This is a genomic window from Mesorhizobium sp. M1143, assembly GCF_040318435.1.
Lineage (GTDB): Bacteria > Pseudomonadota > Alphaproteobacteria > Rhizobiales > Rhizobiaceae > Mesorhizobium.
Window position 1 is genome coordinate 21377 of the sequence record NZ_JAMYMJ010000037.1, and the last position, 14016, is coordinate 35392.

14 protein-coding genes are annotated in these 14016 nt (G+C 63.6%); 9 read left to right on the forward strand and 5 right to left on the reverse strand.

Annotated features, from left to right (window positions below; translation table 11 throughout):
• Positions 1-89: 89 nt before the first annotated feature.
• The 4 genes from hflK (at position 90) to NKH35_RS22035 (ending at position 4108) form a co-directional block, all read left to right on the forward strand.
• Positions 90-1205 (forward strand): FtsH protease activity modulator HflK, encoded by a 1116-nt coding sequence (gene hflK, locus NKH35_RS22020; RefSeq protein WP_352761885.1) that lies wholly within the window; start codon positions 90-92, stop codon positions 1203-1205.
• The gene (gene hflC, locus NKH35_RS22025) at positions 1205-2161 is read left to right on the forward strand and encodes a protease modulator HflC (RefSeq protein WP_023733844.1); all 957 of its coding nucleotides are present in this window, start codon (positions 1205-1207) and stop codon (positions 2159-2161) included. Before hflK ends, hflC begins: the two co-directional genes overlap by 1 nt.
• A 4-nt stretch (positions 2162-2165) precedes the next feature.
• Entirely contained in the window at positions 2166-2351 is a 186-nt protein-coding gene (locus NKH35_RS22030; RefSeq protein WP_023668333.1) for a DUF2065 domain-containing protein, read from the forward strand.
• A 239-nt stretch (positions 2352-2590) separates the two neighbouring features.
• Positions 2591-4108 (forward strand): DegQ family serine endoprotease, encoded by a 1518-nt coding sequence (locus NKH35_RS22035; protein WP_352746246.1) that lies wholly within the window; start codon positions 2591-2593, stop codon positions 4106-4108.
• Between the two features lie 43 nt (positions 4109-4151).
• Here the strand turns inward: NKH35_RS22035 and NKH35_RS22040 are convergent, their stop codons facing one another.
• Both NKH35_RS22040 and serB read right to left on the reverse strand, forming a co-directional pair.
• Positions 4152-4724, reverse strand: coding sequence for a GNAT family N-acetyltransferase (locus NKH35_RS22040; RefSeq protein WP_023682087.1), 573 nt, complete (start codon positions 4722-4724; stop codon positions 4152-4154).
• Positions 4721-5608, reverse strand: coding sequence for a phosphoserine phosphatase SerB (serB, locus tag NKH35_RS22045; RefSeq protein ID WP_023751659.1), 888 nt, complete (start codon positions 5606-5608; stop codon positions 4721-4723). Before serB ends, NKH35_RS22040 begins: the two co-directional genes overlap by 4 nt.
• Between serB and miaA the strand changes: the two genes are divergently transcribed.
• Together miaA and NKH35_RS22055 are read left to right on the forward strand one after the other, a co-directional pair.
• The gene (gene miaA, locus NKH35_RS22050) at positions 5598-6581 is read left to right on the forward strand and encodes a tRNA (adenosine(37)-N6)-dimethylallyltransferase MiaA (RefSeq protein ID WP_352888677.1); all 984 of its coding nucleotides are present in this window, start codon (positions 5598-5600) and stop codon (positions 6579-6581) included. The genes serB and miaA overlap by 11 nt on opposite strands.
• A 130-nt stretch (positions 6582-6711) precedes the next feature.
• On the forward strand, positions 6712-7503 hold the full coding sequence (locus NKH35_RS22055) for a GGDEF domain-containing protein (protein WP_023668337.1): 792 nt from the start codon (positions 6712-6714) through the stop codon (positions 7501-7503).
• A gap of 220 nt (positions 7504-7723) precedes the next feature.
• Here NKH35_RS22055 and NKH35_RS22060 read toward each other — a convergent pair whose 3' ends face one another.
• Positions 7724-9556: an ATP-binding protein gene (locus NKH35_RS22060; RefSeq protein ID WP_023735943.1), complete on the reverse strand. Its 1833-nt coding sequence runs from the start codon at positions 9554-9556 to the stop codon at positions 7724-7726.
• 152 nt (positions 9557-9708) lie between these two features.
• Between NKH35_RS22060 and NKH35_RS22065 the strand changes: the two genes are divergently transcribed.
• From NKH35_RS22065 to NKH35_RS22075, 3 genes are read left to right on the forward strand one after another with little or no spacing between them, the layout of a single operon-like run.
• Positions 9709-10275 carry a helix-turn-helix domain-containing protein gene (locus tag NKH35_RS22065; RefSeq protein WP_023668339.1) on the forward strand — a complete coding sequence of 189 codons (567 nt, stop codon included), beginning with the start codon at positions 9709-9711 and terminating at the stop codon, positions 10273-10275.
• A 4-nt stretch (positions 10276-10279) separates the two neighbouring features.
• The gene (locus NKH35_RS22070) at positions 10280-10588 is read left to right on the forward strand and encodes a hypothetical protein (protein ID WP_023668340.1); all 309 of its coding nucleotides are present in this window, start codon (positions 10280-10282) and stop codon (positions 10586-10588) included.
• A gap of 15 nt (positions 10589-10603) precedes the next feature.
• Positions 10604-11125 carry a GNAT family N-acetyltransferase gene (locus NKH35_RS22075; protein ID WP_023733839.1) on the forward strand — a complete coding sequence of 174 codons (522 nt, stop codon included), beginning with the start codon at positions 10604-10606 and terminating at the stop codon, positions 11123-11125.
• Here the strand turns inward: NKH35_RS22075 and NKH35_RS22080 are convergent.
• The gene (locus NKH35_RS22080) at positions 11122-12924 is read right to left on the reverse strand and encodes an NAD(P)/FAD-dependent oxidoreductase (RefSeq protein WP_023668342.1); all 1803 of its coding nucleotides are present in this window, start codon (positions 12922-12924) and stop codon (positions 11122-11124) included. The two genes, NKH35_RS22075 and NKH35_RS22080, sit on opposite strands and share 4 nt — an antisense overlap.
• 138 nt (positions 12925-13062) lie before the next feature.
• Positions 13063-13953, reverse strand: coding sequence for a LysR family transcriptional regulator (locus NKH35_RS22085; protein WP_352916386.1), 891 nt, complete (start codon positions 13951-13953; stop codon positions 13063-13065).
• Positions 13954-14016: the final 63 nt, after the last annotated feature.

A 14016-nucleotide genomic window follows, 5' to 3' on the forward strand; every position in this document is an offset into this window, starting at 1 on the left:
GAAAGCGCATCGCTGCGTCCCTATAGAAGAACAACTGGATTTTGCGCCGCAACGTCGGCGCTGAGGGAATCCCAAGCGAAAGGACATTCATGCCCTGGAACGACAAGAGCGGCGGCGGCGGCCCATGGGGCGGCGGCGGCAACAATCAGGGACCCTGGGGGCAGGGACCGAAGGGGCCTAGCGGCCCGCCGGGGTCACCTCCCGATCTCGAAGACATCATCCGCCGCGGCCAGGACCGGCTGCGGCGCGCGCTGCCCGGTGGCGGCGGCGCCAGCCCGGCCGTCTTTGCGCTGATCGCAGCGGCTCTGATCGTGCTGTGGGCGTTCAAGGCGGTCTACACCGTGCAGCCGGACGAGGTTGCGGTCGAGCTGCGCTTCGGCAAGCCGAAGGCGGAGCTGTCGCAGCCGGGTCTCCATTTCCATTGGTGGCCGGTCGAAACCGTCGAGACGGCCAACATCGCCGAACAACTCGTCGATATCGGTGGTGGCGGCGCGACGAGCGGCAACTCGTCGGGGCTGATGCTTACCGGCGACCAGAACATCGTCAACGTCCAGTTTTCGGTGGCCTATCAGGTCTCCGATCCTCGGGCCTATCTGTTCGACGTCTCCGACCCAGAAGGCATGCTGCAGCAGGTCGCAGAGAGCGCCATGCGCGAAGCGGTCGGCCGGCGACCGGCGCAGGACATCTTCCGCGACGACCGTCAGGGCATTGCGGCGTCGGTGCGTGAAATCATCCAGACGACGCTGGACGGCTACAAGGCCGGCCTGAACGTCAACGCGGTTTCGATCGAGGACGCGGCGCCGCCGCGTGAAGTGGCCGACGCGTTCGACGAAGTGCAGCGCGCCGAGCAGGACGAAGACAAGTTCGTCGAGCAGGCCAACCAGTATTCCAACCAGAAGCTCGGCCAGGCGCGTGGCGCCGCGGCGCAGATCCGCGAGGACGCGGCAGCCTACAAGAACCGTGTCGTCCAGGAAGCCGAAGGTGAGGCGCAGCGCTTCATCTCGGTCTATGACGAATACGCCAAGGCGCCCGACGTGACGCGCCGGCGGCTTTATCTGGAAACGATGGAGAAGGTGCTGAAGGATTCCAACAAGGTCATCGTCGAACAGGGCAATGGACAAGGGGTCGTTCCCTATCTGCCGCTGCCGGCACTGCAGCCGAAGGCGCCGGCGCCTGCCGGCGCGACCACGGGAGGAGCCCAGTGATGGCCAATCGTCTTCCCATCATCGCGGTCATCGCGGCCGTGCTTCTGTTCCTGCTCTACTCCTCGGTCTTCGTGGTCAACGCGCGCCAGCAGGCGCTCGTGCTGCGGTTCGGCGAGATCGTCGACGTGAAGAATGAACCCGGCATCTATTTCAAGGCGCCTTTCGCCTTCTTCGACGCCGACAGCGTGCAATTGATCGAAAACAGGGTGCTGCGCTTCGATCTCGACAACATCCGCGTCCAGGTTTCGGGCGGCAAGTTCTACGAGGTCGACGCTTTCATCGCGTACCGCATCTCGGATCCGCGCGTGTTCCGCTCAGCCGTGTCCGGTCAGATCACACTGGCCGAAGCACGACTGAGGACGCGTCTCGATGCGGCGCTGCGCCGTGTCTACGGTCTGCGCGACTTCGAGGCGGCGCTTTCGGAAGAGCGGGCCGTGATGATGCGCGAAGTGCGCGATCAGCTTCGGCCCGACGCCACCTCGCTCGGCCTGCAGATCGAGGATGTGCGCATCCGCCGAACCGATCTGACGGCCGAGGTTTCGCAGCAGACCTTCGACCGCATGAAGGCCGAACGTTTGGCCGAGGCCGAACGGCTGAGGGCACGCGGCAAGGAGGCCGCGCAGCGCATAACCGCCCGCGCCGACCGCGAAGTGGTGGAAATCGTCGCCGAGGCGCGCAAGGAATCGGAAATCCTGCGTGGTGAAGGTGAAGCCCAGCGCAGTGCGACCTTTGCCGACGCCTACAAACGCGATCCGGCGTTCTTCGACTTCTACCGGTCGATGAATGCCTATGGCACGGCGCTGGACAACTCCGGGACGACGATGGTGCTTTCGCCGAACTCGGAGTTCTTCCGCTTCTTCCGCAATCCGGACGGTACGGACGCGAAGCCGGCGACACCTGCGGCTCCGGCGACGGCACCTGCCGCGCCGGCTGCACAACCTGCACCCGCCCAGTAGGGCGGTGCAGGATTTCCTTGCGGCCATAGGCCTGGTCCTCGTTGTCGAGGGCCTGGTCTATGGCGGCTTTCCCGGCCTTGCCAAACGTCTTGCCGGCGAAGTGCTGTCGACGCCGGAAATTGCGCTGCGCATCGTCGGGCTGGTGGCGATCGCCATCGGCGTCGGCATCGTCTGGTTGGTGCGTGGCTGAGGACCGCTGATCTGCAATTCCAGGAAAGTGTGAGCGGTTTTCCGTCCGGAATTGCGTAAAAGCAAAGGGATTGAACGGTTCGCCGTTTCCGCGAAACGGCGAACCGCTCTAGGGTGTAACGGAGGATTTATCCTCCTGATGTGGCCATAGCCGCAAACGTGCCGTATTTCTTGCCAACATGACGCGACGCGGCGTTTTGCCGAAGCGCTTTTTCTTTTCAGCAATCCGGGAGGCTTTCGATGACATCCAACACCCTTCTGCGCGCGGCGCGGCGGACGTTCATCGCAGGTGCTGCGGCACTTATGGTCGGCGCGCTTCCCGTTCCGGCTTTGGTGACGCCGACGGTGGCCGCGGACGGACCGGCTTCGGTCGCCGACCTCGCCGAAGGCCTGCTCGGTGCGGTGGTCAACATCTCGACCTCGCAGACCGTGAAGGGCACGGAAGGTCCGGGCGCGGTGCCGATGCCGCAGCTGCCGGAGGGTTCGCCGTTCCAGGATTTCTTCGACGACTTCTTCAAGAACCGTGGCGGCGACAAGGATGGCGGCGCGCAAAAGGTGCAGTCGCTGGGCTCCGGCTTCGTGGTCGACGCCGAGCAAGGCATTGTCGTCACCAACAACCACGTCATCGCCGATGCAGACGACATCGAGGTGAATTTCTCCGACGGCGTGACGCTCAAGGCGACGCTGGTCGGCACCGACACCAAGACCGACGTGGCGGTGCTCAAGGTCGACCCGAAGGGCCACAAGCTGACGGCGGTGAAGTTCGGCGATTCCAACAAGATGCGCGTCGGCGACTGGGTGATGGCGATCGGCAATCCGTTCGGCCTTGGCGGCACGGTGACGGTCGGCATCGTCTCGGCCCGCAACCGCGACATCAATTCCGGCCCCTACGACGACTTCATCCAGACCGACGCCGCCATCAACCGCGGCAATTCCGGCGGGCCGCTGTTCAACAGCCTGGGCGAGGTCATCGGTATCAACACGGCGATCATCTCGCCGTCGGGCGGCTCGATCGGCATCGGTTTCTCTATCCCCTCGCAGCTTGCCTCGGGCGTCGTCGACCAGCTGCGCCAGTTCGGCGAGACCCGTCGCGGCTGGCTCGGCGTGCGCATCCAGCCGGTGACCGACGACATCGCCGAGAGCCTAGGCATGGCGACCGCCAAGGGCGCGCTGGTGGCCGGCGTCATCAAGGGCGGACCGGTCGACAACGGCACAATTCTCGCCGGCGACGTCATCATCAAGTTCGATGGCAAGGACATCCATGAAATGCGCGACCTGCCGCGCGTCGTGGCGGAAAGCCCGGTCGGCAAGGCGGTCGACGTGATCATCGTGCGCAAGGGCGTCGAGCAGACGGTGAAGGTGACGCTCGGCCGGCTTGAGGACGGCGAGAAGGTCGCTGCCGGTGAGGACGGCACTACCGATGAGGACAAGGGCGGCGACAAGGCGCCCGCGGTCTCCACGGCCTCGGTGCTCGGCATGACAGTCGGCGAGCTCAATGACGACACACGGAAAAAATTCGGCATCGCGGCCGACGTCTCCGGCGTCGTCATCACCGACGTCACCAAGGATTCGGCCGCCGCCGAGCGCGGCATCCAGGCCGGCGAGGTGATCACCGAAATCGCCCAGGAATCGGTCGCGACCCCGAAGGACGTGATGGACCGGATCGGCGCGCTGAAGGAGCAGGGCCGCAAGAATGCGCTCTTGATGCTGGCGTCCAAGACAGGCGAGTTGCGCTTCGTGACGATCCGGATGGATTGAGTCCGGAAAGCCCCATAACCGATTGTCTTCAGGGAAAGGGCGGCTAGCGAGCCGCCCTTTTTCGTGCCTGCCAGTCCGTGCGTGACAGTTTGTAGAGGACATGCCGCTTGAGGTGCGGGTGGCTGTCAGGGATGGATGGGTGGTCGAAATCGCGAGTCGGGTCAGGGCTCATGCCAAGACGCTCCATGACGGCCGTCGAGCGGCGGTTGGCCGCGACGGCGAAGGAGACGATCTCGTCGCGGTCAAGCGTTTCGAAGCCAAAGGCGAGCCAGGCTTCGGAGGCCTCCGTGACATAGCCCTTGCGCCAGAATTCCGGCGCCAACCGCCAGCCGATCTCGATCGTATCGGAAGGCAGGGACGGCACGTGATCGGTCTTTAAGAGACCGACGAAGCCGATGCACTCCCCAGTCGCGGCGATCTCGGCGGCGGCAAAACCAAAGCCGTCCTCGGCGATCCAGCCCCGAAACTCGTCCATCTTGGCATCCGTCTCGGCGCGGTCGCGGCGGAACGGAAAGAATTCCATCACCCGCTCGTCCGAATTGATGCGGTGGAAGAGTTCGCGATCGCGGTCTTCCCAGTTGCGCAGGATGAGGCGCTCGGTGCGCATCGGTTTCATTGGGCGAACTCTTCCTGGCGGTAGCCCTGGAGATAAAGCAGCGCGGTGAGATCGCCATGGTCGATGCGGACCTTGGCTTCGGCAGCAACGGCCGGCTTGGCGTGGAGCGCGACACCGGTGCCGGCCAGACGGATCATGTCGAGGTCGTTGGCGCCGTCGCCGACCGCAATCGCATCAAATGGCGTCAGGCCGAGGCGGGCCGAAATCTCGCTCAGCGCATCGGCCTTGGCGGCGCGGCCGAGGATCGGCTCGGCGACGAGGCCGGCAAAGCGCCCGTTCTCCTCGATCAGGCGGTTGGCACGGTTTTCCTGGAAGCCGAGCATGGCGGCGACACGGCTGGTGAAGACGTCGAAGCCGCCGGAGACAAGCGCCGTCCAGGCGCCATTGGCGCGCATCGTCCGCACCAGGGCGCGGCCGCCCGACGCCAGCGTCAGGCGGTTCGCGATGATGCGGCCGACGACGGCCGTATCGAGGCCTTTCAGCAACGCTACGCGTTCCCGTAAGGCGGGCTCGAAGGCGATCTCGCCGTTCATCGAGCGTGCGGTGATGGCGGCGACGCGGTCCTTGACGCCGATCTCGTCGGCGAGTTCGTCGATGCATTCCTGGTCGATCATGGTTGAATCCATATCGGCAAGCAGGATTGTCTTGCGGCGGCTTTCGGCCTGCTGAACGATCACGTCGACCGGCTCGGAGCCAAGTGCTGTGCGCAAGGCCGCACTTGCCTCAGCGGCTTCTGCCCTCTCGGGCAACACCAGATCGCAGGCGACGCCATCGCCCAGCCAGAGGACGGCGCTTGCGCCGACCGACCGTGAGGCCATACTCGCAAGCGAGGCCGACATCGCGCGGCGGACGGGGTGAGACACAAGCGTGGCAATGAGCGGCATCGAGACTTCCAAGCAGCTAGGCGAGGGCGGGCAGGCGGGCGAGGGCCGCGTGAAGAACGCGATCCTGATAGCCGGGCCGACCGCCAGCGGCAAGTCGGCGCTGGCGCTCGATCTCGCCGAGCGCAAGGGCGGTGTCATCGTCAACACCGATTCCATGCAAGGCTACTCGGTGCTCGACGTGCTGACGGCGCGGCCGAATGCCGCCGATCTCGCCCGCGCGCCGCACTTTCTCTATGGCCACGTGCATCCCTCGACCGCCTATTCCACCGGCGCCTGGCTGCGCGACGTGATCAAGCTGATCGATGACGGCACGCTTGCCCGGCGACCCGATGACGCCGGCTTCGAACGTCCGGTGATTTTCGTCGGGGGCACCGGGCTCTATTTTCGCGCACTTGCCGAGGGCATTTCGGAAATGCCCGACATTCCGCAGCAGGTACGCGACCGCTGGCGCTACGAGTTAAAGGAGCAAGGCGCAGCCAAGCTGCACCGCATCCTGATGCATGAAGATTCGGCGGTCGCCATGCAGCTGAAGCCGACCGACGGCCAGCGCATCGTGCGGGCGCTGGAGGTGCTCGACGCATCCGGCCGCTCCATCCTAGAATGGCAGGCAGCGCGCAGCCGGCCGCTGATCGACCGCGACAGCGCTCGGTTCTTCGTTATCGAGCCGGACCGCGCCCCCCTTGTCGAGCGGATCGAAACAAGGTTCGACCGCATGCTCGATCTCGGCGCGCTCGATGAGGTCAAACGGCTTGCGGCGCTTGGCCTCGATCCCGACCTGCCGGCGATGAAGGCGATCGGCGTTCGCGAACTTTCGGCTGCCATGGCGGGTGACATCAGCTTTCCTCAGGCCATCGAGCGCTGCAAGGCAGCGACGCGGCAATATGCCAAACGGCAAACGACGTGGTTTCGCCATCAGCTGGGACCGGAATGGCTGAGATTGCAGCCCGGCGGCCGCTTGCAAACCGCGATTTGATTTTCGTGCTGCCAATACAATTAAAGAAACAGAAGTAGGAATGAACATTCCCGCTCCGGTTGTCTGGATTAACCGTCCGTAAGGCGCCGGCATGCCATAGATCCGGCGGGTACTTTGCAACGGGAAGCAGATGCGTTTCCACAAGGCGGAATCCGCATTTTTCGTCTTTATTTTCGTGATCCTGGCCGCAGGCCTGGTGACGCTTTATGCCTATGGTCAATTGCAGTTCATCGCGGTCGGTCACGATACGACTTCCCGGGTCGAGAGGATCGCCTATCTCAACACGCTGCTGTTTGTCACCGGGGTGCTGCTGGCGACAGCGCTGTTCTTCGGCGTGTTCTTCATCTACCCGCTGATCCGTAGGCAGGCCACGGAAGAGGGCAAGCTGCGCGCCATGACGGTTTCGCTCAGCGCCCGCTCGGAAACGCTGCAGCATGCGGCATTGACCGACGGCCTTACCGGCATGCAGAACCGGCGCTACTTCGATGATGCGCTGAAGGAATATCTCGAGGAATTCCGCCGCATCGAAAAGCCCGTCGGGCTGATGATCCTCGACCTCGATCATTTCAAGCAGGTCAACGATACGCATGGCCACGATGTCGGCGACGAGGTGCTTAGGGCAGTCGCCAATTGCCTCAAAGGCATGACGCGCTACCACGATGTGGTGGCGCGGCTTGGGGGCGAGGAGTTCGCCGTCGTCACGCCCAACATGGATGCGGAGTTGTTGGGGAAGTTCGCCGAACGCATCCGCAAAGCGATTGCCAACATGTCGGTGCTGTCGGGCAATGTCCGCCTCAAGATCACCACCAGCGTCGGACTAGCCGTCTGGGATCGGAAGGAAACCGCCGAGGAATTCTACCGCCGCGCCGACCGCCAGCTCTACGAGGCGAAGAGGCAAGGCCGCAACCGCGTCTGCGCCTAAAATCCCGAAGAAGAATTCATGAGGCCGGTTGCCTGACGTGGCTTTCTCGACTTCCGGTGCTCACGGACTAAATGTCCGCTCCGCTCCGGCTTCTCGAAAGCCACGCCATTCAATCCGGCCTGATGAATTCCCTTTCGGGATTTTACCCAAGCGGCCAACGAAGCCGAGCCCTGGCGCTCCGGCGGCTTCTCAATTGGCCGGCAAGTCGCTACGCTGAAGGTCAATCGTTCTGCGGGCGCATGCCGAAGGTTGTGGGCTTGAGGCCGTAGCGCAGGTCGAAATCGTCGTCCGGCTGGACGCGCTGGGCGGTCGCCGGCTTGCGGTAATCGGGATCGCCGGCCTGGCGGCCGGAATCCACTGCTTCGGCGAAGGCCATCTGCTGCTGCGGTTTCGGGACGTTGCGCAGCCGCTCGACGATGGCGGCGAGATCGACGTCGTTGCCGTCCTGCGAGAACTCGTCCTGCTCTCGCTTGGCGGTGCCGGGGATCAGGTTCTCCGCCAGTTTTTCGAACTTCAGCCGCATGGTCGTCGCCACGCCTTCACCGAAGGCGATGGCTTCGCGCTGGCCCATGGAGGACAGAAAGGCCAGCGTCGAGGCGGAGGAATCGGCGATCGCCGAGCGGATGATCGCCTGGTCCTGCTCATTGGCCAGCCGCATGGCGAAGAAGGTCGAGCATTGCGACAGGATGGTCGGATCGAGTTCACCCGGGCGCTGGGTGACGACGCCGAGATAGCAGCCATATTTGCGGCCTTCCTTGGCGATGCGCGACAGTGCATGCCTTGTCGGGGCGAAGCCAAGGCGTGGATCGGCCGGCATATAGCGGTGTGCTTCCTCGCACAGCAGCAACAGCTTCAGCCGGCCCTCGCTCCACAGCGCAAGGTCGAAGGCGAGCCGAGCCAGCACCGAACAGACGGAGTTGACCACTTCGGACGGCATGCCGGCCATCTCGAAGCAGGTCACCGGGCGGCCATGATGCGGCACACGGAAAATATTGCCGATCGTCTCGTGGATCGTGTCCTCGATCAGCCGCGAATTGAACATGAAGCGATAGCGCGGGTCGGACGCGGCGGACTCGATGCGCGTCTTCAGCGATTTCAGCGTCGGGCGGTCGTTCTTGCTTTCCAAGAGGCCCATGCGCTCGTCGATCTGCTTGATGAGATCGACCATTCGGTAGGGCACCGGTGTGTCGGCGGTCAGCGCATCGCTGCCGCGGCGCACATAGGAGCCTGAATTGGGATTGCGATAGAGGTTCTTGGCGGCGGGGATCAGGTCGCGCAGGACATCGACTTCTTCCGGCACGACCTCTCGGCCGCGAAACAGGACTTCGGCGAATTCTTCGAGCCTGAACATCCAGAACGGCAGGTCAAGCGTCTTGGAATCGACCCGGACGCAGAACTCAGGCAGGGACGCCGCGAATTCATTGTGCGGATCGAGGATGAGGATGCGCAGATCGGGCCGGGCGGCGATCGATTTGCGCAGCAGCAGCGAGATGGCGGTGGATTTGCCGACGCCGGTTGTGCCGACAACGGCAAAATGGCGCGCCAGCGTGTCGTCGATGGCGATGTTGGCGTCGATCGACTCATCCTGCGACAGCGTACCGATGGTGATCGAATGACGCCCGGCGAGATCGTAGACCGCCTGCAGATCACGGGTACGGATGCGGTGCGCTATGGCGCCGATATGAGGATAGGTGGTGATGCCGCGGTCGAACACCGGTTTGGCCCCCGGTTCGGCGCCGTCGCGCACTTCGCCGATCAGCTCGACGCTGACCTCGATGGGATTTTGTCCCTCATTGCTCCAGGCGCGATCCGACTTGCCGATTTCGTAGACCAGACCAACGGTGCGCGATGTCCCGAGATTGATGGAGATCATCTTGCCGACGGTCCACAGGCCGGTGACCGCGCCTTCGATGTCGTCGGCATAGGCGCTGATGGTGGCGCGCGCACCGTCGCACTGCACGACGTTGCCGAGAATGCGCTTGTCGCTCTGCTCTGCGCGGCGGCGCTCCTGCGAGGTCGGTTCGCCGACGGAGGCTTCGCGCTCGACAAACATACGATCCGATCCCCATTCCCGTGGAGCCTCGATCCTACACAGACGGGGTTAAGGTGGCGTGATGCGGGATGGTGTAGCAGGGGTTAACCCGTCAGCGAAAATTCAACCGGCCGGCCTCTTCCCCCAATCCGAAGATTCGATATATTGGACGAATGACTGATATAGCGAATGACATGTCGGCCACGATAGGCAGACGAATCCACGCCGAAAGAGCCTTGCGGGACTGGTCGTTGGCCGACCTGGCGAACCGCTCCGGCGTCTCCAAAGCCATGCTCAGCACTATCGAGCGCGGCATGACCAGCCCGACGGCCGCGCTGCTGGTGCGCATCGCCGCTGCTTTCGGCATGACGCTGTCGACGCTGATTGCACGCGCCGAGCAGCAAGGTGGCGGCCTGCTGCGCGAGAGTGAGCAGCCGGTTTGGCGCGACCCCGGTACGGGCTATGTCCGCCGGCATCTGTCGCCGGTTTCCGACACGCCGCTCGAATTGATCCGGGTGCAACTGCCGGCTGGCGCCAGTGTGAGTTTCCCGGCGGCGTCCTATGCCTTCATCAAGCAGCAGATGTGGCTGATCTCCGGGCGACTTGAGTTCACCGAGGGTGATATGGTGCATAGTCTCGAGCCCGGCGACTGCCTGGCGCTCGGCGCGCCGTCGGACTGCACGTTCCATGCCGTCGGACCGCAGCCGGCCGACTATCTGGTTGCGCTGGTCAGGGGCTGAAATCGTGGCAAGACGTCCCAAGCGCTCCGACAATGGCGGACCGCCGCTCGATGATTACAAGGGTCCGCCATGGGGCAGGGGCGATCCCTACATCTTCCTGGCCTGGCAGGCAGCGCATGCCAAGGCGTGGAAGGCGCCAAGCCGTGACGTGATGCTGATGCGCATGGAAAAGGCCGAGCGGCTTGGCCTGACCTATGAGGAATACACGCTCGAAATCCTCGAACGCGGGCTGCATCTGCAGCCGAAAGACACCGATCGCATCGCCGCGATCAAGGCGAGACGAAAGCGGCGCCGCGTCGCGCGTCTGGATTAGCAAGGGAAAGTGCAGGTGAGTCCCATCGAAATCAGGTCGCTGACTGCGGAAACACGCGACATGCTGGCCGACCTCCTGATCGAGACGGTCGCGGCCGGCGGCTCCGTCAGCTTCATGCATCCCTTATCCAGGCAAGCGGCGGAAACCTTCTGGAGCAACTCGTTGATGGCAGCAGAGAGAGGTGAAAGAGCGGTGCTGGGTGCTTGGTATGGCGACGCGTTGATCGGCACCGTCACCTTGCTGCTCGACTTTCCGGTCAATCAGCCGCACCGGGCCGAGATCGCCAAGCTCATGACCCGCGTCGAACACCGCGGCAAGGGCATAGCGAGCCGGCTGATGCGGGCGGCCGAAACGCTCGCCGTCGAGAAAGGCCGCACGCTTCTGGTGCTGGACACCGCAACCGAGGAGGGCGCTTCCAGCCTTTACGAAAAACTCGGCTTCACGCTCACTGGCGAAATACCGGACTTTGCCCTGAAACCGCATGGCGGGCTGACCGGCACGCTCATCTACTGGAAGCGCATCGGCGGCGCTGCCTAAGCCTTGTGGTGAACCTCTTGCAGCGCGTAGACCGGCGTCGCGATGCCTTCCATGCGCGCCTTCAGCTGCAGCGCCAGGAACTGGGAGTAATGGCGCGACTGGTGCAAATTGCCGCCATGGAACCACAGCGCCTCCTGCTGCGTCGGCTTCCACATGTTGCGCAGCTCGCCTTCCCAGGGGCCTGGGTCCTTCGTGGTGTTGGAGCCGAGGCCCCAGCATTTGCCGACCTTGTCGGCGACCTCCCGTGAGATCAAATCGGCCGCCCAGCCATTCATCGAACCGTAGCCGGTGGCGTAGACGATGAGATCGGCCGGCAGTTCCGATCCATCGCTGAGCAGGACCGAATGCTCCTTGATCTCCTTCACGTCGACACCGCTTTTCAGCTTGATCGACCCGTCGATGATCAGGTCGGAGGCGCCGACATCGATGTAATAGCCCGAGCCGCGTCGCAGATATTTCATGAAAAGGCCGGAGCCGTCGTCGCCCCAGTCGAGCATGAAGCCGGCCTTCTCCAGGCCTTTGTAGAAGTTGGCGTCGCGCTTCTTCATCTCGGCATAGGCCGGAATCTGGAATTCGTGCAGGATCTTGTAGGGCAGGGAGGCGAAGACGAGGTCGGCCTTGGCTGTGGTCATGCCGCTCGCAACCGCCTTTTCCGAATAGAGTGAGCCCAGGCCGATCTCCATCAGCGTGTCCGACTTGACGATGTGCGTGGTCGAGCGCTGCACCATGGTGACGTCGGCGCCGGCCTCCCAAAGGGCTGCTGCAATGTCGTGGGCGGAGTTGTTCGAGCCGATGACGACAGCTTGTCTGCCGACATAGGCATCGGGTCCCGGATGCTTCGAGGAGTGATGCTGGTCGCCCTTGAATGTGTCCATGCCCTTGAAGTTCGGCATGTTGGCCTTGCCGGATTGCCCCGTGGCCAGCACCAATTGTTTCGGCTTCAGCGTGATGTCCTTGCCGTCGCGGCGCACCACCACCGTCCATTCCTTCTTGCTGTCGTCATAGACAGCGCTCATGGCCTCGGTCGACGACCAGTAGTTCAGCTCCATTACCTTGGCGTACATTTCCAGCCAGTCGCCGATCTTGTCCTTGGGCGCGAAGACCGGCCAGTTCCTGGGAAAGTCGATATAGGGCAGATGGTCGTACCAGACCGGATCGTGCAGGCAGAGCGATTTGTAGCGCTTGCGCCAGCTGTCGCCGGCCCGTTCGTTCTTCTCGACGATGATGGTCGGCACGCCGAGCTGCCGCAGCCGCGCGCCGAGCGCGATGCCGCCCTGGCCGCCGCCAATGATGAGCGTATAGGGCTGCGTCTTGAAGCCGAGCTCGGCGGCCTCCTTCTCGCGCTCCTCCTTCCAGGTCGGGCGGTTCTTGCCATGGCCGTGCTTGGCGCCGAGCGGGCGGTCGAAACCGGCCGGCTCCTCATGGCCCTTCAGCTCGACCATGGTGGTGAGCAACGTCCAGATCTTGCCGTCCTTCAGCCGGATGTGGCCGAAGCCGCGCGCCACAGACGTTTCGAAACTGATCCAGCCGTCGAGCAGGCCATCGTTTTCAGTGGCGTCCTCGCCCCTGGCGATCGCCCAGTTCGATGGGTTGGTTTTGGCCAGCTGGCTCACCAGCATGTCGCGCACCTGGTCACGGCCTTCCATGGTCTTGATGTTCCAGGTGAAGCTGACGAGATCGCGCCAAAAACAATCCTCCTGAAAGCAGGCGACCGCCTTGTCGATGTCACCGGCGGCGAGTGCCGCGCCGAAGCGATCGAGCAGGTCGGAAAGCTTCTTGTTGGGGGCCTTGTCGAGCATTGAATTTCCTCCGCGATTTTTCTTGGCCGCCTGTAGCGAGCGGAACCCTGCCGAAGCTTGACGTCCGGCCTGGCGCAGTATCGCGACAAATTATGCGCCGCGTCACGTCGTCCAATAGTTTGCCGCGTATTCAGGGGCTTATCGGGAAATCGGGACGCCGAAGACCGTTGCGAACCAGCTGCGGACCGCTTCTTCGGCCGGGCTCAGATGCGCGCCCGAAGGTGCGGTCAGATAGTGGCCGGCACCGCTCGACAGCGTAAAGCCGGACAGGGTAACGAGAGATCCTTCGCGCAGTGCCGCGTCGGCCAACGGTCGCGATCCCAGCACCATGCCGGCGCCGTGCTTCGCCGCCTCCAACGCGGTAACGAAACTGTCGAATTTGTGCGTGGGCCCGAGCGCCGGCTTCATCCGGGCGACGGCGAACCACTCGCCCCACATTTCCCGCGCGCCGACCACTGTAAGTCTCGGCAATCCTGTCCAATCCTTGGCCTTGGCGACATTTGGCGACGCCATCGGCGTTAAGGTTTCGCGGGTGAGGCGGTCGGCCTGCCGTCCGGCAAAGGAGCCGGAGCCAATGCCGAATCGGATGTCGAGACCCACAAAGCGCTCGCCGTAATCGGCCGGTGTGTGGATGGTCTCGATCTGCAGCTGGACGAAGGGCAGGTCCTTGGCCATTTGCGGCAGCTTCGGCGCGATCATCAGCACGGCAAACGAGATCGGCGAGCGTATCGTCACGCTCTGGACGGTCTTGGGTTCGAACAACTCGCGCGTGCTGTTGGCGATCACGGCAAAGGCCGATTGCAGATGCGGCAGGTAGGCGGCACCCTCCGGCGTCAATTCGACGCCGCGCGCCAGGCGGATGAACAGCGGCTGCTTCAACCGCTCTTCGAGAGAACGGATGTGCTGGCTGACCGCAGCCTGGGTCAGGCCAAGCTCGGCCGCGGCGGCGGTGAAATTCGACAGCCGCGCGGCGGCCTCGAAACTCCGCAGCCAGTCGAGCGGCGGCAAGGGCAGGGTTGTTTGAGGCATAAACCGTTTATGGCCTTTGGCCGCAAAATGATAATTTGAGTTATGCCTTCGACATCATCACGA

What these genes read in the sequence shown, in the direction of transcription:
- hflK (WP_352761885.1), top strand. Translation starts at nt 90, where the DNA reads ATGCCCTGGAACGACAAGAGCGGCGGCGGCGGCCCATGGGGCGGCGGC.
- hflC (WP_023733844.1), top strand. Translation starts at nt 1,205, where the DNA reads ATGGCCAATCGTCTTCCCATCATCGCGGTCATCGCGGCCGTGCTTCTG.
- NKH35_RS22035 (WP_352746246.1), top strand. Translation starts at nt 2,591, where the DNA reads ATGACATCCAACACCCTTCTGCGCGCGGCGCGGCGGACGTTCATCGCA.
- NKH35_RS22040 (WP_023682087.1), bottom strand. Translation starts at nt 4,724, where the DNA reads ATGAAACCGATGCGCACCGAGCGCCTCATCCTGCGCAACTGGGAAGAC.
- miaA (WP_352888677.1), top strand. Translation starts at nt 5,598, where the DNA reads ATGAGCGGCATCGAGACTTCCAAGCAGCTAGGCGAGGGCGGGCAGGCG.
- serB (WP_023751659.1), bottom strand. Translation starts at nt 5,608, where the DNA reads ATGCCGCTCATTGCCACGCTTGTGTCTCACCCCGTCCGCCGCGCGATG.
- NKH35_RS22055 (WP_023668337.1), top strand. Translation starts at nt 6,712, where the DNA reads ATGCGTTTCCACAAGGCGGAATCCGCATTTTTCGTCTTTATTTTCGTG.
- NKH35_RS22060 (WP_023735943.1), bottom strand. Translation starts at nt 9,556, where the DNA reads ATGTTTGTCGAGCGCGAAGCCTCCGTCGGCGAACCGACCTCGCAGGAG.
- NKH35_RS22065 (WP_023668339.1), top strand. Translation starts at nt 9,709, where the DNA reads ATGACTGATATAGCGAATGACATGTCGGCCACGATAGGCAGACGAATC.
- NKH35_RS22080 (WP_023668342.1), bottom strand. Translation starts at nt 12,924, where the DNA reads ATGCTCGACAAGGCCCCCAACAAGAAGCTTTCCGACCTGCTCGATCGC.
- NKH35_RS22085 (WP_352916386.1), bottom strand. Translation starts at nt 13,953, where the DNA reads ATGCCTCAAACAACCCTGCCCTTGCCGCCGCTCGACTGGCTGCGGAGT.